18 protein-coding genes and 1 pseudogene are annotated in these 21,670 nt (G+C 61.1%); 13 read left to right on the top strand and 6 right to left on the bottom strand.

Translation table 11 applies throughout. The features are described 5' to 3' along the window. The first annotated feature begins 232 nt into the window (after positions 1–232). On the top strand, positions 233–1,228 hold the full coding sequence (locus IAE24_RS19085) for a toll/interleukin-1 receptor domain-containing protein (protein WP_199960260.1): 996 nt from the start codon (positions 233–235) through the stop codon (positions 1,226–1,228). A gap of 20 nt (positions 1,229–1,248) precedes the next feature. Beyond that, on the top strand, positions 1,249–1,797 hold the full coding sequence (locus IAE24_RS19080) for a hypothetical protein (protein ID WP_199960259.1): 549 nt from the start codon (positions 1,249–1,251) through the stop codon (positions 1,795–1,797). A 180-nt stretch (positions 1,798–1,977) separates the two neighbouring features. Here the strand turns inward: IAE24_RS19080 and IAE24_RS19075 are convergent, their stop codons facing one another. Continuing rightward, on the bottom strand, positions 1,978–2,607 hold the full coding sequence (locus IAE24_RS19075; RefSeq protein ID WP_325100552.1) for a LysE family translocator: 630 nt from the start codon (positions 2,605–2,607) through the stop codon (positions 1,978–1,980). Between the two features lie 9 nt (positions 2,608–2,616). Then, positions 2,617–2,970 (bottom strand): RidA family protein, encoded by a 354-nt coding sequence (locus tag IAE24_RS19070; protein WP_199960258.1) that lies wholly within the window; start codon positions 2,968–2,970, stop codon positions 2,617–2,619. Between the two features lie 242 nt (positions 2,971–3,212). On the opposite strand from IAE24_RS19070, the pseudogene IAE24_RS30735 reads away from it, so the two are divergent. Then, positions 3,213–3,371, top strand: a pseudogene (locus IAE24_RS30735) (cytochrome c biogenesis protein CcdA); the annotation flags it as partial. A gap of 408 nt (positions 3,372–3,779) precedes the next feature. Here the strand turns inward: IAE24_RS30735 and IAE24_RS19065 are convergent. Further along, complete coding sequence (locus tag IAE24_RS19065) at positions 3,780–4,928, bottom strand: acyl-CoA dehydrogenase family protein (RefSeq protein WP_199960257.1); 1,149 nt, start codon at positions 4,926–4,928, stop codon at positions 3,780–3,782. A 181-nt stretch (positions 4,929–5,109) separates the two neighbouring features. On the opposite strand from IAE24_RS19065, the gene IAE24_RS19060 reads away from it, so the two are divergent. From IAE24_RS19060 to IAE24_RS19050, 3 genes are all read left to right on the top strand, one after another. Then, positions 5,110–6,765, top strand: coding sequence for a tannase/feruloyl esterase family alpha/beta hydrolase (locus tag IAE24_RS19060; RefSeq protein WP_199960256.1), 1,656 nt, complete (start codon positions 5,110–5,112; stop codon positions 6,763–6,765). A gap of 98 nt (positions 6,766–6,863) precedes the next feature. Further along, positions 6,864–8,072: an ABC transporter substrate-binding protein gene (locus tag IAE24_RS19055; protein WP_199960255.1), complete on the top strand. Its 1,209-nt coding sequence runs from the start codon at positions 6,864–6,866 to the stop codon at positions 8,070–8,072. After that, on the top strand, positions 8,072–8,770 hold the full coding sequence (locus IAE24_RS19050) for a nitroreductase (protein WP_233626147.1): 699 nt from the start codon (positions 8,072–8,074) through the stop codon (positions 8,768–8,770). Before IAE24_RS19055 ends, IAE24_RS19050 begins: the two co-directional genes overlap by 1 nt. Positions 8,771–9,570: 800 nt before the next feature. Here the strand turns inward: IAE24_RS19050 and IAE24_RS19045 are convergent. From IAE24_RS19045 to IAE24_RS19035, 3 genes are all read right to left on the bottom strand, one after another. Next, positions 9,571–10,632 carry a porin gene (locus IAE24_RS19045; protein WP_199960254.1) on the bottom strand — a complete coding sequence of 354 codons (1,062 nt, stop codon included), beginning with the start codon at positions 10,630–10,632 and terminating at the stop codon, positions 9,571–9,573. 200 nt (positions 10,633–10,832) lie between these two features. Next, positions 10,833–12,365 carry an acyl-CoA synthetase gene (locus IAE24_RS19040; RefSeq protein ID WP_199960253.1) on the bottom strand — a complete coding sequence of 511 codons (1,533 nt, stop codon included), beginning with the start codon at positions 12,363–12,365 and terminating at the stop codon, positions 10,833–10,835. Positions 12,366–12,455: 90 nt separating this feature from the next. Beyond that, positions 12,456–15,116: a LuxR C-terminal-related transcriptional regulator gene (locus IAE24_RS19035; protein WP_199960252.1), complete on the bottom strand. Its 2,661-nt coding sequence runs from the start codon at positions 15,114–15,116 to the stop codon at positions 12,456–12,458. Positions 15,117–15,254: 138 nt separating this feature from the next. Between IAE24_RS19035 and IAE24_RS19030 the strand changes: the two genes are divergently transcribed. The 7 genes from IAE24_RS19030 to IAE24_RS19000 are packed head-to-tail and all read left to right on the top strand — an operon-like array spanning position 15,255 to position 21,667. After that, positions 15,255–16,037 (top strand): SDR family NAD(P)-dependent oxidoreductase, encoded by a 783-nt coding sequence (locus IAE24_RS19030; protein ID WP_199960251.1) that lies wholly within the window; start codon positions 15,255–15,257, stop codon positions 16,035–16,037. Positions 16,038–16,058: 21 nt separating this feature from the next. Then, a complete protein-coding gene (locus IAE24_RS19025) occupies positions 16,059–17,237 on the top strand; it encodes an acetyl-CoA C-acetyltransferase (protein WP_199960250.1) in 1,179 nt (392 codons plus the stop codon). Positions 17,238–17,254: 17 nt separating this feature from the next. Continuing rightward, a complete protein-coding gene (locus IAE24_RS19020) occupies positions 17,255–18,052 on the top strand; it encodes an ABC transporter ATP-binding protein (protein WP_199960249.1) in 798 nt (265 codons plus the stop codon). Beyond that, a complete protein-coding gene (locus IAE24_RS19015; protein WP_199960248.1) occupies positions 18,049–18,765 on the top strand; it encodes an ABC transporter ATP-binding protein in 717 nt (238 codons plus the stop codon). The genes IAE24_RS19020 and IAE24_RS19015 overlap by 4 nt, the downstream gene beginning before the upstream one ends. Positions 18,766–18,769: 4 nt before the next feature. Beyond that, positions 18,770–19,642 (top strand): branched-chain amino acid ABC transporter permease, encoded by an 873-nt coding sequence (locus IAE24_RS19010; RefSeq protein ID WP_199960247.1) that lies wholly within the window; start codon positions 18,770–18,772, stop codon positions 19,640–19,642. Between the two features lie 52 nt (positions 19,643–19,694). Beyond that, positions 19,695–20,660, top strand: coding sequence for a branched-chain amino acid ABC transporter permease (locus IAE24_RS19005; RefSeq protein WP_233626157.1), 966 nt, complete (start codon positions 19,695–19,697; stop codon positions 20,658–20,660). Next, positions 20,657–21,667, top strand: a complete 1,011-nt coding sequence (locus IAE24_RS19000; RefSeq protein WP_325100551.1) for a phosphotransferase family protein — start codon at positions 20,657–20,659, stop codon at positions 21,665–21,667. The genes IAE24_RS19005 and IAE24_RS19000 overlap by 4 nt, the downstream gene beginning before the upstream one ends. Positions 21,668–21,670: the final 3 nt, after the last annotated feature.

The following is a 21,670-nucleotide window of genomic DNA, read 5'->3' as shown; positions in this document are numbered from 1 at the left end:
CTCCATCGGCCTCCTATGATTGACTACTTCTCGGTATTCAAGGCGACAAGCCAAATGGCCCATGCTGGATTAGGTGCGAGCGAAGTCCGGTCTCTCCCTCGTAGGTCGAACGACTGGAGATGCACTTAAACTGGTGCAGAGGTCTTCATGAATTCTTGGTGCAAGAAACTGGCCTCGCAGGTCCCAGGGCCTGCTTTCTCGTGTCATTCGAAAGCGCTCTATCAAGGGAATCATGACCAGCCTGTTTTTTTCTTATACGCACAAGGATGAAGTTCTCCGTGACGAGCTGGAAACCCATCTGACATTGTTGAGGCGCCAAGGCCACATAGATGTCTGGCACGACCGTCGTATCAATGCTGGAGATGACGTTGACGAGACGATTTCGAACCACCTGAACAGTGCCGACATCATTCTGCTGCTCGTCAGCGCCGATTTCATCAGTTCGAACTATTGCTACTCGAAGGAGATGGCGCGCGCGTTGGAGCGCCATGAGGCCGGTGAAGCCCGGGTAATACCTGTCATCCTGCGCCCCTGTGATTGGCACACCGCTCCGTTTGGGAAGCTTCTTGCAGCCCCCAGGGACGGGCGAGCGGTGACTGCGTGGCCAGACAAGGATGAAGCGTTCACCGACGTAGCGAAGCAGGTGCGCCAGGCGCTCGGTGCGAAAGCTCAGGTGGCATCGCCGGTGCCGCGAAATCTGGGTGTTCCTACTGCTGCGCCCGCAGCTGCGATGCCTGGGTTTCTCCACCAATTTGCGCAAAGTGGTGAGCTGCCAAGGTCCAGCAATCTGCGGCTGAAGAAGGACTTCACAGAGCGTGACCGTGACGAATTTCTCCGTGCGGCGTTCGATTACGTCTGCAAGTTCTTTGAGGGGTCGCTCACGGAGCTGGCGCATCGAAATGATGGGGTCGAGAAGTCCTTTGACCGTATCGACTCCCGTTCCATGGCTGCATTCGCATACAGGAACGGGAAACGAATCGCTCAGTGTTCTATCCGTCTTGATGCTCCAGGTAGGGGCGGCAGCATCCAATTCTCCTACGATGCTTCTCCTCATAGCGGCTACAACGAAGCCCTGCATGTCGAAGCAAACGACCAAGCTCTCTTCCTTGTGTCTATGGGCATGGGCGGGTTCATGAGGGCCAACGATGGACGAGAGAAGGAACTGACGCATGAAGGTGCGGCCGAGCTTCTTTGGCACATGTTCATACAGTCTGCGCAGGGCCGATAAAGCATCTCAAGGAGCCGCCGATGAACACGGACGAAGAGAAAATACTGGCTCACTTTGAGCGCAAGAGGACCAACTTCCTTGAGGACTACAAACTGCAGGACCGGCCTGTTCTGACAATCCAGTGCCAAGCCTCCTCCATCGGAACTATCAACGTGGAGCAGCAGGAGGTTCTTCGCGCTCTCGAGGCTGGTGCGATAAACATGGCGCAGGATGGCTGGTGGCGCGGGTTTGTCAGCCAAGACGGAGTCGTCCGCGTGTTTGACGGCGTGTCCTCTACAAGACCCTCGGAATACGCCAAATACAGCACCGAGGTGCATGAGGATGGTCACTTCATCGCGGCAGTTTGGGGATTTCCTGAGAAGTCTGACACCATGCTTCTGGGGGAGTTTTACGGCCACGCCTTTCGAGATGCGCTGTTCACGGCTCAGCAAGTGCTAGTGGCCGCAGGTGTCCAAGGGAAAATTCGTCGGACTGCGGTGCTCGACAACTCCAACAAGATTGGGTTTCTCCGCGGAGGCTATGAGCTTCTACCGGCACCGGGGGCGCAAACTGCTGCAATGGCCTCTTGAGGTGCTCAGCATCGAGGAACTGGCCAAGACGTGGGCTCGTCCAGCAGCTCGGCTCATGCGTGCCTATCATCAGACTCTGCCCTCTTCAATGAACACGGAGTTTTAAGCGCAGTTGCGCTTCCTTACGCATCAGTGTCTCTAGGATGTCCCTCCAGTGGAGGTCCTCCCAGTGAGGTCACTTTACTTTGAGGAGGCCGCTAGCTTCAGTCCGAAGGCTACAAAAACGCATCCGGTCAGCCAGTCCATGACCTTCATTGCGGAGGGACGGCTCAGAAGTGCACCAAGCGGAGCGGCTGCTCCAATGAGCAAGGCGAACCACAGAAGAGTCAATGCAACGTGACAGCAAGCCAGGAAGAATGAATACGCGGCCACGTTCGCCGCTTCAGCAGGGATAAACTGCGGTAGGAAGGTCACGTAGAACACCCCGACTTTGGGATTCAAAAGGTTTGTCAGCAACCCTTTTGCAAATGCTCCGGTGCTTGGCTTGGCGCCGTGGCTGGGCATGTCGCCAGACTTGACACTTCTTGACGTCATGAGCAGCTGGACACCCATCCATATCAGGTAGGCCGCCCCAGCCCATTTGACCGCGTTGTAGGCGGCCTCTGAGGCATGCAAGATTGCGCCAAGACCAAGGGCAGCTGCTGAGCCCCAGGCGAGGCAGCCCGCAGCGATGCCGAGGGCCGCCATAGCAGCAGGGTGGCGACCCTCGGTAGCCACCGCGCGCAGCACCATAGCGGTATCTACGCCCGGAGTCATGGTGAGGATGGACGCTGCCAGCAAGAACGCAAGCAAAAGGGGAACATCAACCACGGTACATCCTTACGCGCAGGCTGCAACAACAACGATTTCAACTCGCCATGAGGGGTTCGCCAAGCAGGCCTCAACGGTTGCTCGAGGAGGGGCATCGCCCTCAGGCACCCAAGCGTCCCAGGCCTCGTTCATTCCTGCGTAGTCGGCCATGTCAGCCAAGTAAATGGTGGCCATCAAAACTCTCCGTTTGTCGCTTCCGCCCTCGTTCAGCAAGCGGTCGATGGTGGACAGCACGTCTGCTGTTTGCGCCCCGATGCCCTCGACCCCTTCGGAAGGCACTTGGCCGGCTAGATAGATGGTGTTCCCATGGATGGCCATGTCCGAAAAGCGCGGCTCGACGTGGAATCGTTTGATGCTGTTCATGCAGGTGTTGGGCGCTCATCGAGCGCGTGCCTTTTCTGTGTTGGGCTGGGCCATGTGACGCCGGGCGGCATGCGGCCAAGACGGTCGAGTATGGTGCCAGCTTCGGCTTGACGGCCCGCGCCGCAGAAGTCTTCACCCCCACCTGAAGATGGGCAGCCGACTTCGTTGGCACACAATAATTTTTACTACACAGACAGTTTGTCAGTTCTGAGATAGCCCCCTGATTCCCCGGCCCCGTCCTATCGCTTAGCGGCGCCTTCGTGCTGGGCCTTGTTTCCGCTCTCATGGTCGGACCTTGCATGACTGCGCCGCTTGCTGGAGCGCTGCTCTACATCGGGCTAAGTGGTAGTGCGGTGCGCGGAGGCTCAGCCCTTTTCATGCTTGGGCTCGGCATGGGGGTTCGGCGATAGCAATGTTCAGGCGGCATTGGCCTCCGCGCAGGTTCTGAAGCCGGACGTCACGGCCAACGATGCGCAAGACAAGCAGCTGATGCGTCGGTGGGCAGTTCAAGGGCCCCCAACCATGCTGCTAATTGGCCCGGATGGTAAAGAGCGCCGCGCCCAACGTAGTGTCGGTGAGATGTCTGCGACTGAATTCCTGAAGCGTCTGGAGCAAGCCAAGTCGTCATAGCCCTCAGGTCTTCAGCGGCCCTTACGACTAGCTACTTCCCGGCGGTCGAGGCGAGCAGCGTTGTACTCGGTCCAGTGTGTCGTGCGGTACTTCGCTCGAGGTGGCTTATTCATGGATGAAGCCTACCAAGTTGGAGGGCTTCGCCTGCATGTCTAGGCCGACTTTTACAGCAACGCCGATCAGAGGGCGCGCGCAATCACTTCCTTCATGATTTCGCTGGTGCCGCCGTATATGCGTTGAATTCGTGCATCGGTGTACATACGCGCGACCAGATATTCGGTCATATAGCCGTAGCCGCCAAACAGTTGCACACAGACGTCGACGACCCGGCCCTGCGCTTCCGATGTCCAGAGCTTCGCCATCGATGCCGTCGCGGTGTCAAGCCGCGCTGCGAGCAGATCCTCTACGCAGCGATCAACAAACACGCGGCCGACCTGGATCTCTGTCGCGATTTCAGCAAGCGTGAACCTGGTGTGCTGCAACTGCGCGAGTGCTTGCCCGAATACCTGACGATCCCGCACATGGGCCAGTGTGGCGGCGTAGGCACCTTCCATAGCGGCAACGGCCATCACCGCAATCACCAGCCGCTCATAGGGTAGGTCCGACATCAGTTGAGCGAAGGCCTGGTCGGGCGTTCCGCCCAGTAGATGCTCGTCCTCAACACGCACATCGTCGAAGAATAACTCCGCCGTATCCTGGGCCTTGAGGCCAATCTTGTCGAGCAACCGACCCACACGGAAGCCCGTGCAGTTGGCGGTCTCGACCAGAAAAATCGACATGCCGCGTGCGCCTTCGGTAGGGGAAGTCTTGGCCACTACCAGCACCAAGCCTGCCAGCAGGCCGTTGGAGATGAAGGTTTTGGCCCCATTGATCACCCACTGGCTACCGACATGCTCGGCACGGGTGCGCACAGCCTTCAGGTCTGAGCCTGCACCTGGCTCGGTCATCGCAATCGCGCCAATGCACTCGCCGCTGACCAGGCGCGGCAGGTAGCGGCGCTTTTGCGCCTCGGTTCCATGATTGAGGATGTAGTGCGCGACGATGTTGTGCACCGAGTGGTTCATGCCGCTGAGGCTGCGTCGCGCCATTTCCTCGTAGAACACCGCTTCGTGGCGGAAGTCGCCTCCGGCGCCGCCCCATTTCTCAGGAATGTCCGAGCACAGCAGCCCCAGCGCTCCCGCCTGGGACCACAGCGCACGTTCGACGTGACCCTTCTGGCGTGCGAGTTCATCGCCCGGAATCACGTGTTCTTCAATGAAGCGGACGACGGTGCTGCGGTATTGCTCGATGTCCGCGTCGGACCACGAACGTTCAAATGAGATAGGCATGGCGGCAGTGTCGCGGCGCCGTCGATTGCCGGCCATCGGCGGAAATGACGACTTTGCAGCACAAGCGGTACGGCAAATCCGCAGCAGAATCGTCCGAACTGCCGATGTCCGAGGCAGGCTCGCTCTTTGACGATGGGCTTCTCGCCGCTGCGAGATTCACAACAACAAGGAGAGACAACTCATGGACATTGGTATTACGCTTAACCGGCGCGATGTTACGTTAGGTGCAAGTATCGGCGTAGGTATCTGCCTGGCGCTCAGTGCGTGCGGCGGCTCAGGCACTCCGGACACCATCGAGGTGACGCAGGCGACCAAGTGCACACAGCTGGAAAACACCACACTGCCCGCCAGTGCCATCGGACTGCCCACGCGGGGCGCCGTGGTGCAATCGGCCACGCTGCAAGCGGCGTCGGCGCAAAACGGCACGCCCGAGTTCTGCAAGGTAGTGGGTTCGGTGCTTTCGGCCAGCGACGCTGATCCTGCCATCCAGTTCCAGGTAAACCTGCCCACACGCTGGAACTTGAAGGCATTGCAATTCGGCGGAGGTGGCCTCAACGGCAGCGTGATCACCGCTATCGGTCAGTTCACCCACGGTCCTGCCGTCGGTCCGACGCCGCTGGCGCAGGGCTATGCAACTTTTGGCAGCGATTCGGGCCACCAAGCCGGTCCGCTTGATGGCAGCTTTGGCCTGAACGCCCAAGCACTTGCCAACTACGCCGGAGAGAGCGTCAAGCGCACCCATGACGCGGCAGCACTGCTGATGCAGCGCTACTACGAGCGTCCGGCACGGCGTATGTATCACATTGGCGGCTCCAAGGGCGGGCACGAAGGTCTGGTTGCAGCCCAACGCTATGCCTCCGATTACGACGGTGTTGTCGCCTACTACCCCGCAGCTCAAAACCCGCTGCTGGTGTTGGCCTGGAACCGGATGTGGCGCTCGGTCTATGGCAGCTCAACCAGCGGCGCAGAGCTCAATGACGAAAAAAAGCAGTTGCTCAAGGCGCGTACGCTCGCTGCGTGCGACCGCCTCGATGGCGCTGAGGACGGCATCATCGCAAATACTGCTATGTGCCAAGCCAAGTTCGATGTCGGCACACTGCGCTGCGCCAGTGGCGCAGATGAAGGCAACTTCTGCCTATCCGACGTACAGCTCGCACCCCTCAGGCTCGCCAGCTCTGTCATCGAAATGGAAGTTCCGATGGCCAATGGCTACCGCAGCGTTGGCCCGTTCCCGGTGCTGCAGGGCGCGGATCCAACGGGCAGCCTTTACGACAGTCCCGCGCTGCGGCCGGTGCTGGGCTTGGGCAAGGCAACAAGCTACTTCTACCTGCCAGATCCTGTGATACGCATGTGGTACATGCAGGCCCCCCAGAGTTCGCTGGCCCAGTTCGACGCACGCCAGCACCGGGCGCGCATCCAGCAGTTATCTCAGGCTTATGACGGCAGCAATCCCGACCTTGACGCCTTCAAGTCGCGCTCGGGCAAGCTGATCCTGGTGCAGGGTAGCACCGACATGCAGGTGCCCGAGCCAGCGACCAGTGCCTACTACGACACCGTTGCCCAGCGTTATGGCGCAGCGCGCCGCGATTTCGTGCGTTATTACGTACAGCCGGGATTCGCACATGGCGGCGGCGATTTTGCCTTGACCTGGGACGCGCTGACGGCACTCGATCGGTGGGTCGACGCGGGGGCCGCCCCGGCTGACCAGATCGCCACCGATAGCAATGCCAACACTGCCGGCCGAACACGGCCGCTGTGCGAGTACCCGCTGTTTCCCAAATACCGCGGCAGCGGCGACCTGAGCAGTGCCAGCAGCTTCAGCTGCGCCGCGCAATGAACGCAAATCGTCAATATCGACGATGTGATCTGCGACCTGCTGAACCTACCATGCAGACGGCGCGTTAGCAGCCGCCTGCAACCCAACGGAGACAAAAAATGAACTTGCATTCCAATCGCAGACGTGCCGTCTGCATTCTCTCTGCGGCGCTCCTGGCCGCCTCGGTACCGGCAATGGCGCAAAAGCGCTATGACACTGGTGCGTCCGACACGGAAATCAAGATTGGTAACATCGGTCAGTACTCAGGCCCGGTATCCGCTTACAGCACGATCGTGAAATCGGCCGGTGCCTACTTCGCCAAGGTCAATGCCGAAGGCGGCGTCAACGGCCGAAAAATCAACTACATCTCGCTGGATGATGGCTTCGTGCCCGCCAAGTCGGTGGAGCAGACGCGCAAGCTCGTCGAGCAGGAGAAGGTGTTTGCGATCTTCCTACCGATCGGCACCTCGCCCAGCCTCGCCATCCAAAAGTACCTCAACGCCAAGAAAGTGCCGCAGCTGTTCGTGGGCACGGGCGCAACGCGCTTTGGCGATATCAAGCAGTTCCCTTGGACCATTGGCTGGCAGCCAACTTATTACGCCGAAGCCAAGGCCTATGCCGAACACATCCTGGCCAAGAAGTCGAGCGCCAAGATCGCAGTGCTGCAGGCCAATGACGACTTCGGCAAGGACTTCATGACCGGGCTGGTCGATGGCCTGGGCGCACGTGCCAAGGACCTCGTGGTGCAGACCTATGAGACTTCCGACCCGACCATCGACAGCCAGGTGCTGTCGCTCAAGGGCAGCGGCGCCGACACTTTCGTCATCCTTGGGACACCGCGCTTTGCCACCATGGCACTGAAGAAAGCGCATGAGATTGGCTGGAGCCCGGCACGCTATGTCTCGAGCGTCTCACAGTCGGTGGGCTCTGTGATGCGGCCCGCCGGTGAAGGCGCCAAGGGCGCGATCAGCGTCTCCTACATGCGCGACCCCACCGATCCAGGCACGCAGTCCACAGCGGAATACGCCGACTACGCGGCCTTCATGAAGCAGTACTACCCAGCAGGCGACCCTACCGATTCGCTGAACGTGCTGGGCTACAGCGCGGCGCAGACTCTGGTGCAGACCCTCAAGCAGGCGGGCGACAACCTGACGCGAGAGAACGTCATGCACCAAGCCTTGAACCTGGACATGAAGCTGCCGATGCTGTATTCGGGCATCGAAGTGAAGACCGGGCCGGGCGACGCCTATCCGATCGAAAAGCTGCAACTGATCCAGTTCAACGGCAGCCGGTACGAGCCATTGGGCACGCTGTTCGGGGGGCGCTGATGGAGCACGAGGAGCTGAATCCGATGCTGCCACCATCAGCAGCAGCATTTGCGGCGCTGCTCGACCAGCGCTTCAGCTGCCGTGGCTACTTGCCGCACAGGGTGCCGATGCCGACCATTGAGGCCCTGCTGCGCATGGCCCAACGCACGCCCTCCTGGTGCAACTCCCAGCCTTGGCAGGTGCACGTGACCCAGCCAGTGGCCACCGAGAGGCTGCGCCAGCGGCTGGCTGGCTCTGCTCCGGACGACACGCACTGGGACATCGCTGCGCCGGCGGAGTACCGCGGCGTGTATCGCGAGCGCCGCCGTGCGTGCGGCTGGCAGCTCTACGAAAGCGTCGGCGTCCGGGAAGGGGACCGCGAAGCTTCAGCGCGCCAGGGCGCCGAGAACTTCCGCTTCTTTGGGGCACCCCATGTGGCCGTGATCACTACCGAGGCCAGCCTGGGCACCTACGGCGTGCTCGACTGCGGAGCCTACGTCAACAATTTCATGCTGGCTGCGGTCAGCATGGGGCTGGGCGCCATTGCACAGGCAGCACTGGCCTCAAAGTCACATATCTTGCGCGAGGAACTTGCGCTAGCACCTCAGCGCCAAGTGGTCGTGGGCATCTCTTTCGGCTATCCAGATCTTGGACACCCTGCCAATGGCTTTCGCACCGCACGCGCCAGTAGCGAAGATACAGCTATATTTGTCGACTGAACCTACGATGGCCATTCTTTTCTTCTAAAAGTTGAGCGGATAACCACCTGAGTCCTGTAACAAGGCCTCGGTTTTCCAAGTCTTAAGTTCGAGAAGCCAGAAATGTCTAGATTGCGCGCGTATATTCGGACTTTTGTGGCAGCACGCTACTCCGGTCCCTGACGAAATCGCAGGCCGAGGTCTTTTCGGCTAAGCGCATGGGAAGCGAATCACTCTTATGGGACTGTCTTGGCCCTAGTGTAGCCTTCCTTGCCATCACTGCATGACTGCCTGAAAACGGCATGGCCTTTACAGGGAAAAATCTTCATCAAGTTCAATGGTGTCAAAAATGGCATACCAAGTCGCCCCCCTCTGGACGAACGGCATAGTCGAACGCGTGAGCCGGGCCATCATGAAATCCACGAACAAGGCTTATGTGTACGACGGCTTGGAACAGCTGCGGGAGAATTTCCAGGCATTTATCAAAATGCAACAAATTCGGTAAACACTTGTAGGCGTCCCGGTGGAAGACACCACTCCTCGCAACTTGGGAAACATGGGACAAATATCCAACTCGCTTAAGACTTCATCCGCGCTATGTGATTTAACATCTAAACCAGGTTGCCATTTATGAAAATTCAATATCAATTAAAATCAAGGATATCGTATTAAACTGGAATAATTATATTAATAAAAATTCTCTTCACCAGATTTATATATAACCTGACTGATTAAATTCGATTAATAGATACGCCTCGCCTCACGATATACCCGCTCGAAGTGGCGAAATTATCAGCATGAGGCGAAGCGCACTACTTCACTCAGAAGGCGTGGCGTATCCCCACCATGATGCCCGTCTGGTCAACGCCAGGTGCTGGAGAGGAACCTGCGACCACTCCGCCGTCGATGGTGAAAGTTGATGCTCCTTTGTTGTACATCTTGCCGGCGGTGACATAAGTGGCTGTACGCTTGGAAAGGTTGTAGAGCGCGCGAATTGCGACCATCTGTGCGTCGTTGGAGCTTTCCTTCACGTTGAGGCGACCATATTGCACGTCGAGTACCACAGGCCCCGTGGTGTAGGTGGCGCCGATGTTCATGAAATCGCTTCGAGGCGAAGCTGCACCTTCGTTGTTACGGTGCAGATAGCCGCCACCTAACTTGAAGTCGCCGAATTTGTAGAAGCCACTGATGTAATGACGCGTATCCCTCAAACCGCTGTTAGGCAGCGCCGTGCCCGGTCCACCCCATTGGCGTTCTGTGGCAAAGGCTAAACCCCAACTGGGCTGAATGTATTGCACCATTGCAGACGCGGTTCGGCAGGCCTTGCTGTCGCCGGCCAATTCACCTGGACAGCCCCCAACGCTATCGCGGCCCAATGACAAAATGGATGTGAACGAGAACGCGCCAGCTGTGACCTTATAGGAAATCGAGTTGTCGAGGCGTGCATTGGGCAGATAAGAATCAAGCAGGCCTGCAGAATAGATATTTCCGCCCAGGTTGTCACCAATGCCGACAAGATACATTGGCGAATATTGCCTACCCAGTGTTAAAGTGCCCCAGCTTCCCTGCAATCCCATGTAAGCCTGGCGGCCAAACATGCGTCCACCTTGATTCAGCGTTCCTTGGTCAAGAGAAAAACCACTCTCCAAAACAAACAGCGCCTTGAGGTTGCCGCCCAGATCTTCGGTACCGCGGAACCCCAGCCGAGAGGGCAGCGATCCTGCAATGCCCGGCATACGTGTAACGCTTGTACGGCCCACGCCGACATTGCTGACACGTTCGATACCCATATCGACAAGGCCATATATCTGCACGCTTTGCGCGTGCGCTGCACTCGCCCCTAAAAACGCTGCTGAAAAATACAGCACTTTTGATTTGATCATTTTGTCTCCAGAATTACTTATGAACAACCTTCAAACCGCCGAAGCGGATTACAGTGTCTTAGCCCACTGTGGTTCTTGCATCGTCCGTTTTGACGAATTTTTAAGAATCTGGAGTACTCCGGCACTTCACGCGATACAAAAGAAACGGCCGCATATAGCGGCCGGTCTGCATCGATTTTTCTGAAAAAAACTGGAGCGTGTTATTTTGGCCAGTACTGGTCACGCAACCGACCTTTGACCAACTTGCCGGTGGCGGTGCGCGGCAGCGTGGAAACGAAATCCACGCTTCGCGGCGCTTTGAACGAGGCCACGCGGGATTTGACGAACGCAATGATCTCCAGCTCAAGCTCGGGGCCGCTGACTACCCCGGGCGATGCAATCACCACCGCCTTGACCTGCTCGCCCATCTCGGCATCGGGCACGCCAATTACCGCTACATCGGACACGGCAGGGTGCATTGCCAGCACGTTTTCGACTTCCTGGGGATAGATATTCACCCCGCCGGAAATGATCATAAAAGCCTTGCGATCGGTGAGGAATAGGAACCCCTCCTCGTCGACATGGCCGATATCGCCCACAGCCGTCCAAGTGGGATGGCGCGGGTGCTGCGTCGCCCTGGTCTTCTCGGGGTCGAGATGGTATTGGAAAGGCAAGGCTTCGCGCTCGAAGTAGACCAGGCCGTCCTGGCCCGCTGGCAACTCCCCGCCCTCCTCGTCGCAGACATGAATCGTTCCCAGGATGGGCCGCCCGACCGAGCCGCGCTTGCGCAGCCATTCTTGCGGGCCGATGACGGTAATGCCGTTGACCTCGGTGCTTGCATAGTATTCATGCACGATAGGTCCCCACCAGTCGATCATCTGTTGCTTGACATCGAGCGGGCATGGCGCGGCGGCATGGATGGCGATTTCCATGGAGCGCAGGTCGTAGCGTTCATGGACCTCGCGCGGCAGCTTGAGCAGGCGCACAAACATGGTCGGCACCCACTGACTGGCTGTGATGCGGTACTTCTCGATCAGCGCCAGAGCGCCTTCGGGATCGAATTTGTTCATGACGACTACGGTGCCGCCCAGCGCCTGCACGGCGGCGCAGGTGCGCAGCGGCGCCGCGTGGTACAGCGGCGCAGGCGACAAATAGACGGTTTGAGCCGAGAAACCGAAGCTGCCGCCAAACATGGCGACCATGGCGTCTCCGGGCGCGCCGATGTCGCGTCCGGGCAGCGGGGGCCGCACGCCCTTGGGCCTGCCGGTGGTGCCCGAGGAATACAGCATGTCGCCGCCACGCGGCTCATACTCAGGCTTGGCGCTGGAAGCGCCCTCGATGATGCCCTCCAGGTCCTGATAGCCATCGATCTGTGCGGCAAAAGAGATGCGGAGGGGAACGCTGGCCATGCCAGCAATCGACTGCACGATCTCAGACGCGCAGCCGCCGACGAAGATGGCCTTGGTCTCGGAGTTCTCGAGGATGTACTGGATCTCTTCGGACCGCAAACGATAGTTGATCGCCGTCAGGTAAAGTCCCGCGCGCTGGGCGGCCCAGTAAACATCGAACACGCGCGCGTCATTGTCGGAGATGACGGCAATCGTGTCGCCCGGCACCAGGCCCTGCGCGCGCAGCCAGTTCGCCAAGCGTAGCGAACGCTGCTCAAGGGCGGCATAGGTGACTGTCTGACCTGTCGCCGCCATGATGACGGCGGGCTTTTCGGGCGTGCTGGCGGCGTGCGTTCCGGGATACATAGGCGCAAACGGGACTGGTGGAAAGCATCCATGTTTGCAGGCTTGGCGCAAACGCGCATCGTCCTAAAAGACGGTTTCGCAGTGCCGGGCTCAGCGGATCATGCCCAGGCGCCGCGCGATCGCCACCGCCTGCGTGCGGCTGTGGCACTTAAGCTTAGTGTTGATGTTTCGCAGATGGGTGCGCACCGTGCTGTTCGAGACAAACAGCTTCTCGGCCATGGCGGTGTTCGAGTAGCCCTCGGCCAGCAGGTGCAGCACGTGGATTTCCTTGCGTGTCAGCGGCTCTTCCAGCGTCTCGGCCGGGCCGCCTGCGCTCGCCTCGTCTTCGGCCGAGCCCGGCCCTAGGCCGTCGAGCACGCGTTGCAGATGCTCCAGGAAGATCGGGTCCTGCGTGCCTTCCGAAGCCTGGCGCACGCGCCTGAGCAACGGCGCCAGCGCCGGCCCTTCGTCGAGCAGCAGGCGCACAAAGCCTTCGCGGCTGGCCTCCTGCAGCAGCGGAATTGCCTGGGCCATGGCCCCGCCCAGATCGCCGGAGCGCGACAAGGCCAGCGCCAACAGCAGCCTGAGCTTGAGCGCACGCTGGCGCCATTCACGGCGCAGCGCGCTAGCAAGCTCTGCCTCCAGCATCACCACTTGGCTGGCGGGTTTGCCAAACATAATTTCGAGGCGCGCGCGCGCGATGAACAGGTCCTCGTACTCTTGCGCCGGACGATGGAAATGATCGCTGCCACCGAATGCACTCTCGGCAATGCGCGCCAGCTCCTCGCGCGCTGCCGAGCCGTGGCCTTGCAGCATCAGCACATGGGCGCGCTCGAGCTTGGCGCTGGCGCTCAAGCGCGGCAGCTGCCTCTCGTGGCCGATGTACTCCAGCTCGGTCAGTGACTGCAACGTGGTGTCGACGTCGCCGCGCTGAAAGGCTATGCGCGAGCGCATGCGGTAACAGGAGATCACGTGGTCAGGCAATCCTACATCGCGTGCCAATGGGAGATAGACATTGAGCAGGCGCTCGGCACCGGCCAGGTCATTGGATTCATAGACCACGCCTGCATAGAACACCCCGGCCCAGGCATTGCCGTGGGCATAGTTGTAGGTCGCAGCGGCCGAGGATGAGGTCAGGGCCATGCGAAAGCTTGCCGTGGCCTGGCGCAGCCGGCCCTCGCGCAGGTCTAGCATGCCGCCCACGGTCTCGGTGTACATGCGGTTGAAAGCACTGCTGCCCTGAGACTTGCGCGCATCCTCGAGAAAGCGCTGGGCCTCCTGCCGTTCCCCCGCCACGGAGACGATGTGCGCCATGGCATTGAGCGTCACGCTGTCGATGAAGGCATTGCCCGAAGGCAACCGGGCCACGCCGATGCGGCCAAACTCCTGGGCCTCCTCGTAGCGGTCCATCATCGCCAGTAGCACTGGCAGCAGGGCGCGCACATGAGCCTGAACTTCGGCGTCGCTGCTGTCCTGACAGCCCGAATCCTGCAGCCACTGCATGGCCTGCCAGGGCCCTTGGCGCAAGCAACGCGCCCAGACCGCAATCACCTGCATCAGGGGACGCTTTTTCAACAGCAGCGGATCGATTTGCGAAAACCAGCGGTCCAGCAGCCGCATCCGGCCCTGGGCCAGCAGGCCTGAGGCCTGCTGCTCGAGAAGGTACAGCGCATGCGGATAGTCGCCGCCTTCGATGGCATGGTCGATGGCCGGCACCGGCCGCCCCTCGGACTCATACCAGCCGGATGCAGCCAGATGCAGGCGAGCTGTCGCATCGGGGCGCTCCTGAGCCAGCAGTCGGCGCAGGAAGTTCGCAAACAGGCTGTGATAGCGGTACAGGTCGGACGTGCCTTTGACAGGAATCAGAAATACGTTGTTGTCTTCGAGCCGGCGCAGCATGGCAGCGCAGTCCATGCTCGGCAAAAGCGCTTGGCATGCGGGTGCGCTCAGATGGTGCAGCACGCTGGTGCGTAGCAGGAAGTCGCGCACCTCGGGCTCCTGCTGTGCCAGCACCTCGTCGGTCAGGTAGTCGGCCACATTGCGGTCCGACGCAGCCAGACGGGCGACGACGTCGCCGGGCGCGTCATGCCGGTGCACGGCCAGCGACAACAGCCACAGCGCCGCCACCCAGCCTTCGGTCTTACCATGCACACTATCGAGTGCCTCGAGCGAAAGTTCGGAGCCACGCAAGCGAAAGAATTCTGCGGCCTCGGCCAAAGAAAAGCGCAGCAGCTCGGCATCGAGCTCGACCAGTTGGCCGCGCGTACGCAGCCGACCCAACCCCAGATCGGGCAAGCTGCGCGAGCCGATCACCAGTTGGCTGTTGCGCGGCAGATGATCGATCAGTTCGCGCACCAAGCCGATCACGCTGGGCTCGTGGATCAACTCGAAGTCATCGAGAAAAAGCGCCAGCTGGCCTTGCTCCGCCGCGAGCTGGTCGAGAACATCCAGGCTTTCGTCTTCCCGCTCCAAGCCCAGTTGCGCGATGGCTGCCGATAGCCCGGCCAGGAAGCGCGGCACGTCGTTGTCGGCGCTGTCCAGTGTGAGCCACCCCGTGGCCACGCCGCGCTCCTGCATGGCTTGGCGCAGTTGCACCATGGCTGTGGTCTTGCCGAAGCCGGCTGGTGCGCGCACCAGCACCAGCCGCACCGCGCCTGCATCGGCCAAGCGCTGGCGCACGCGCGTGCGAAGAACCTCCGCTGTACGCTGGGTCAGCGGTGCAAGCTTGGCGGCAGAGATCGGCAGCGAAAGTCGCTCGCGGGCTTGGGCCATGGAAACATATCAAAGGCAAAGTGGGCGAGGCGGAATGATCGCATAGGAGCTGGCCTTCCATGCTCGTCGGTTTGGACGATGGTAAGCACGTCTTGCGCTTCATAGACTGGCACCATCATCCCTAACTGCTTGCAATCAATGCTGCTCGACTCTTCCCTCTGCGCCGTCGTCACCGGCGGCGCCTCCGGCCTTGGCGCCGCCACGGCCCGGCGCCTCGCTTCCCACGGTGTGAAGGTTGCCGTTTTCGACCTCAATGAAGAACTGGGCCAACAGGTTGCTGCGGAAATCGGCGGCATCTTCTGCCGCGTCGACGTCACCTCGGAAGAGCAGGTGGGTCAAGGCTTCGATAAAGCGCGCAAAGCGCATGGTCAGGAGCGCATCCTGGTCAACTGCGCGGGCACCGGCAACCCTGTCAAAACCGCCAGCCGCAACCGCGAAACGGGAGAGATCCGCCACTTCCCGCTGGACCAGTTCGAGCGTGTCATTCAGATCAACCTGATCGGCACCTTCCGCTGCATTGCCAAGTCGGCCGCCGGAATGCTGACCCTCGCACCTGACGCCAGCGGCGAGCGCGGCGCCATCGTCAACACCGCATCGGTCGCGGCGCAGGATGGCCAGGTCGGCCAGTCGGCCTACACCGCCTCCAAGGCCGGCATCGTCGGCATGACGCTGCCAATCGCGCGCGACCTGATGGACGAAGGCATACGCATCAATACCATCCTGCCCGGCCTGTTCGACACGCCCTTGATGCAGGCAGCGCCCGAAAAGGTCAAGTCGGCGCTGGCAGCCTCGGTGCCGTTTCCCAAGCGCTTCGGGCAGCCCGAGGAGTTCGCCCAGCTGGCCGAGCTCATGTTGAGCAATTCCTACCTCAACGGCGAGGCCGTGCGCCTTGACGGCGCCATCCGCATGGCACCGCGCTGATTCCCATTTAGGAGAAAACCCATGGAACAAGCCTATATCGTTGCCGCCCGCCGTACCGGGGGTGGCCGTCGCAACGGACGTCTGTCAGGTTGGCACCCTGTCGACCTCGCGGCCCGCATTCTCGACAGCCTGGTGCAGGACACCGGCATCGACCCGGGGGGCGTCGAGGATGTGATTCTCGGTTGCGTGAGCCAGGTCGGCGAGCAGTCGATGAACGTGGCACGCAATGCAGTCTTGGCTTCGCGCCTGCCGCAGACCGTGCCAGCCACCACGCTCGACCGGCAGTGCGGTTCCTCGCAGCAAGCACTGCATTTTGCGGCTCAGGCTGTGATGTCTGGCAGCATGGATTGCGTGATTGCCGGTGGCGTTGAAAGCATGTCGCGGGTGCCGATGTTCTCGCCCAGCAGCTTGGCCAGCAAGGCTGGTTTAGGCGAATACATGAGCCCTGGCATGCAGCAGGCCTATCCGGACGTGGTGTTCAGCCAATTCAAGGGCGCGGAAATGATCGCGCGCAAATACGGTTTATCCAAACGCCAGCTTGACGAGTACGCGCTGGAAAGCCACCGACGCGCAGCAAGGGCTACCGACGAAGGGCGCTTCAAGGCCGAGATCCTTGCGCTGGAGGCCCGCCGCGCCGATGGAACCGGTGCCGGAGAGCTACACCACAGCGACGAGGGCATACGCTTCGACGCGACCCTCGAGAGCATTGCCGCCGTAAAGCTGCTGGAAGAAGGCGGCAGTATCACTGCCGCCAACGCCAGCCAGATCTGCGATGGCGCCACCGGCGTCATGGTCTGCAACGAACGCGCCCTCAAGACCCATGGTCTGGTGCCGTTGGCACGCATCCACCACATGTCGGTGCTGGGTCATGACCCAGTGATCATGCTGGAGGCCCCGATCCCGGCCACCGAAGTGGCGCTGCGCAAGGCCGGGCTGAAGATGTCCGACATCGATGCGTACGAAGTCAACGAAGCCTTTGCGCCGGTGCCTCTGGCCTGGCTGCAGGCGCTGAACGCGGACCCAGAGCGCATCAACGTCAATGGCGGCGCGATCTCCCTAGGCCATCCGCTGGGGGCCTCAGGAACCAAGCTGGCGACCACGCTGATCCACGTGCTGCGCCAGCGCGGCGGCCGCTACGGCCTGCAAACCATGTGCGAGGGCGGAGGCATGGCCAACGTCACCATCATCGAGCGGCTGTAAGCAGCGGACCAGCGCACATGCAACACAATAACGGAGACAAAGCGCTGCTGACCCTTGCCAACGTGTCGGTTCGTTTCGGCGGCATCGTCGCGCTGGACAACGTCAGTTTTGACGTGCGCCGCGGCGAGATCCGCGGCCTGATCGGCCCCAACGGGGCGGGCAAGAGTACCTTGTTCAACTGCCTTTCCCGGCTGTACCAGTGCGACGCCGGAGCGATACATTTCGACGGCCAGGTGCTGTCCGAGCAACCGCGCCACCGCATCGCAGCCCTCGGCGTGGGGCGTACCTTCCAGAACCTGGCGCTGTTTCGCACGATGACCGTGCGCGAGAATGTGCTGATCGGCGCGCAGGCGCACCACCACGCCGGCTTTTTTGCCGACGCTTTGCGCCTGCCATCGTCGCAGCGCATCGAGCGCGCGGCGCGCTCGCGTGCCGACAAGGCGCTCGAGCTCATGCACCTCGCGCCGCTGGCTGGGCGCGTTGTTGCCGACCTGCCCTTTGGCTACCAAAAGCGCGTCGAACTGGCGCGTGCGCTGGCCTGCGAGCCTTCGCTACTGCTGCTGGACGAACCCGCGTGCGGCCTCAACCACGAGGAGCTTGCCGGACTGGGCGAGCTGATCCTGGAAATCCGCCAGCGTCTGAACCTCACAGTGCTGCTGGTCGAACACCACATGGGTTTGGTGATGGGCGTGTGCGACCGTATCGTCGCGCTCAATTTCGGCCGCAAGATTGCCGATGGCAGCCCCGCCGATGTGCGCCGCCACCCGGAAGTGATACGCGCGTATCTGGGCGAGGAAGAAGGAGAAGCCGCATGACACGCCTGTTGGAAATACGCAATCTGCACGCCTCCTATGGCGCCACCGCCGTGCTGCACGGCATCTCTCTAGAAATAGAGCAGGGCTCGGTCACGGCGCTGCTTGGCGCCAATGGGGCTGGCAAGACCACGACGCTGCGCGCGATCTGCGCCCACATGGTCAAGCCCCACGGGGAAATCTGGTTGCGTGGTGAGCGCATCGACGCTCGGTCGACCGAGCAGATTGCCGCGCTCGGCGTCGGCCATGTGCCCGATGGGCGCGGTACCTTCCTGGGCATGAGCGCCGAGGAGAATTTGCGCCTGGGCTACCACGCGCGCCGGGATCGCGCGCAAGTGGCTGCCGACCTGGAGCGCATGTACGACTACTTTCCGCGCATCAAGGAGCGCCGCGCCCAGCAGGCAGGAACGCTGTCGGGGGGTGAGCAGCAGATGCTGGCCATTGCGCGCGCGCTGATGGCGCGCCCGGCGCTGCTGCTGCTGGACGAGCCCTCGTTCGGACTCGCGCCGCTCGTGGTCAAGGACATTTTTGCCATCATGCGCCGCATCCGCGATGAGCAGCAGGTGTCTATCCTTTTGGTCGAACAGAATGCGCGCATTGCGCTCGAGTTGGCCGACCAGGCTTATCTGTTGGAGACCGGACGCATCGTCAAGAGCGGCAGCTCCAGCGCCATGCGCAACGACGACGCCGTGCGGCGTGCCTACCTCGGAGAGTGAGAACATGGAAATATTTCTGCAACAGCTCACTGCCGGCCTGGCCACCGGCGGGATCTATGCCTGCGTGGCGCTGGCGCTGGTGATGATCTACCAGGCTACGCATCAGGTGAACTTCGCCCAGGGTGAGATGGCGATGTTCTCCACGTTCATCGCCTGGACGCTGATCCAGGCAGGCTTTCCCTACTGGGCTGCATTCATTGCCACTGTCGTGCTGTCGTTCTTCCTGGGTGTAGCCGTCGAATTTGCCATCATCCGGCCGCTAAAGAACGCACCCGAGCTCAGCGTGGTGGTAGTTTTCATCGGCCTGCTGGTGATCTTCCACAGCATTGCAGGCTGGATCTTCGGCACGCAGATCAAGGAATTTCCCACGCCGTTTGCGAAGGACGCTTGGTATGGCAGCACGCTAATGTCACCGCACAAGGTCGGCACGATCTTCATCACGCTGTGCATGGTGGCCGCGCTGTTCAGCTTCTTCCGCTTCACCACACTGGGCCTGACGATGCGCGCGGCCGCGCAGAACCCAGGCTCGTCCCGCCTGCTCGGAATCCACGTCGGCCGCATGCTGATGCTCGGCTGGGGGCTGGCCGCGGCCATTGGCTCGGTCGCAGGGATGATGGTTGCCCCGGTGGTGTATCTCGACCCCAACATGATGATCGGCGTGCTGATCTACGCCTTTGCGGGTGCGCTGATCGGTGGGATAGACAATCCCGTGGGCGCCGTGATCGGCGGCTTTCTGGTGGGCGTGCTGGAGAACTTGATCGGTGTCTATGTGGTCGGCACCGAGCTCAAGCTGTCGGTCGCGCTGATCCTTATCGTAGGCGTGCTGATCGTGCGGCCCGCGGGCCTGATGGGCCGGCGCATTGTGCAACGCGTTTGAAGGAAAACTGATGTCAACCAATGCTTCGATGGCAGCGCCCCTGCCCGCCCGTATGCCCAAGGCCAGCGCTGTGATTGCCGTGATGCTGCTGGTACTGGCCGCTGCCGGCATTGCCTTTGTCGCCCAGGGCTACATGCTGTTCCAGGCCACACTGGTGCTGTCATATGCCATTGCCCTTGTGGGCCTGAACCTGCTGACCGGCTACAACGGCCAGATCTCGCTTGGCCATGGCGCCTTCTTTGCCATCGGCGCCTATACCGTCGCCATCCTGATGGACCGGATGGAGGTGGCGTACTGGCTTACCTTGCCGGTCGCGGGCTTAGTCTGTCTGGTCGTGGGGTACGCGTTTGGCCGACCGGCTCTCAAGCTGCATGGTCTCTACCTGGCGCTGGCGAGCTTTGCGCTGGGCGTCGTGACGCCGCAGCTGCTCAAGTACAAGCATCTCGAGGACTGGACCGGCGGCGTTGGCGGTATCGTGCTGCTCAAGCCCGAGGCGCCCTGGGGCTTGGCACTCGACCCCGACCAGTGGTTTTACCTGTTCTCGCTGGCGGTGACGGTGGTGATGTTCCTGATTGCGCGCAACCTGATCGACAGCGGCACTGGCCGCGCGATCCGCGCAATACGCGACCATGGACTGGCCGCCGAGGCCATGGGCGTGGACATCCGCCATTACAAATCCATGACTTTTGGCGTATCCGCTGCTTTCACCGGCATCGCGGGTGGATTGTCGGCCATTGCGGTGCAGTTTGTCTCGCCCGACTCCTTCACCATGTTCCTGTCGATCTCGTTGCTGGTCGGGGTGGTCGTGGGCGGTGTCGGAACACTCTGGGGCGCGCTCTTTGGCGCGGCCTTCATCATGTTCGTGCCGAGTCTGGCCGAGCAGATTTCCAAGGATGCGGCCTGGGGTGTCTATGGCGCGGTGCTGATTCTGTGCATGTTCGTGATGCCCGGCGGCGTCATGGGCCTTATTGCCCGCTTGCGCAAGCGACTGGATTCCCCTGAAGAAAGCCGACTGTGAGCCAGATTTCCGAATTCGATGCTGCCACCCTGGCGGCCTACTTGCGCCGCCAGTTGCCGCAGCTCTCGGGGGCGATGCAGCTCGAGCGCATTGGCGGCGGTCAGTCCAACCCGACCTTCTTCGTGACTTTCGAGCAAGGCCCGCAACTGGTGCTGCGCAAGCAGCCGCCGGGTGAACTGCTCAAGTCGGCGCATGCCGTTGACCGCGAGTTCCGCATCCTGCGCGCACTCAAGGATACGGCGGTGCCGGTACCCGAAGCACTGCTGTTCTGCGAGGATCGCGATGTGGTGGGCACACCGTTCTATGTCATGAAGAGGCTGCAGGGCCGGGTCATGAGCGACTATGCGCTGCCCGGCATTGCGCCAGAAGAACGCCGCGACTATCTGTTCGCCATGGCCGATACGCTGGCCGCACTGCATGCCGTCGACTGGGCTGCCGTGGGCCTTGCCGACTATGGACGGCCCGGCAACTTCTTCGAGCGCCAGATAGCACGCTGGAGCCGGCAATGGCAGGCATCGAAAACTGCCGAAAATCCCGATATCGAGCGCCTCATCTCCTGGCTGCCCGCGCATGTTCCCGCCGGCGACGAGACCACCATCGCGCATGGCGATTTCCGGCTCGGCAACCTCATGTTCCATCCGACCGAGCCGCGGGTAATCGCGGTGCTGGACTGGGAGCTGTCGACGCTTGGCCATCCGCTGGCCGATGCCGCATACAGCAGCCTGCCCTGGCTCACCCATCCCGATGTTTTCGAGGGCATCCGCGGAGTCGACCTCTCGGCGCTGCAGTTACCAACGCAAGGTGAATACCTGGCGCGCTATGTCACAGCCAGCGGCCGCACGGAGCCGGTGCAAGCCTTCCACCATATCTTCTCGCTGTTCCGCTTTGCCGTGATCCTCGAGGGGATCACAGCGCGAGCGCGTGCCGGCAATGCGGCTGCCCACAACGCGGTGGCCGTCGGCGGCCTTTCCTCTCGCTTTGCACGCTATGCGGCAGAGCTCATCTAAGCA

The sequence above is a fragment of the Delftia sp. S65 genome (assembly GCF_016516495.1).
GTDB classification, from domain to species: domain Bacteria; phylum Pseudomonadota; class Gammaproteobacteria; order Burkholderiales; family Burkholderiaceae_C; genus Comamonas; species Comamonas acidovorans.
Note: the sequence above shows the minus strand (reverse complement) of the source record. Positions and strands in the feature narration are given on the sequence as shown.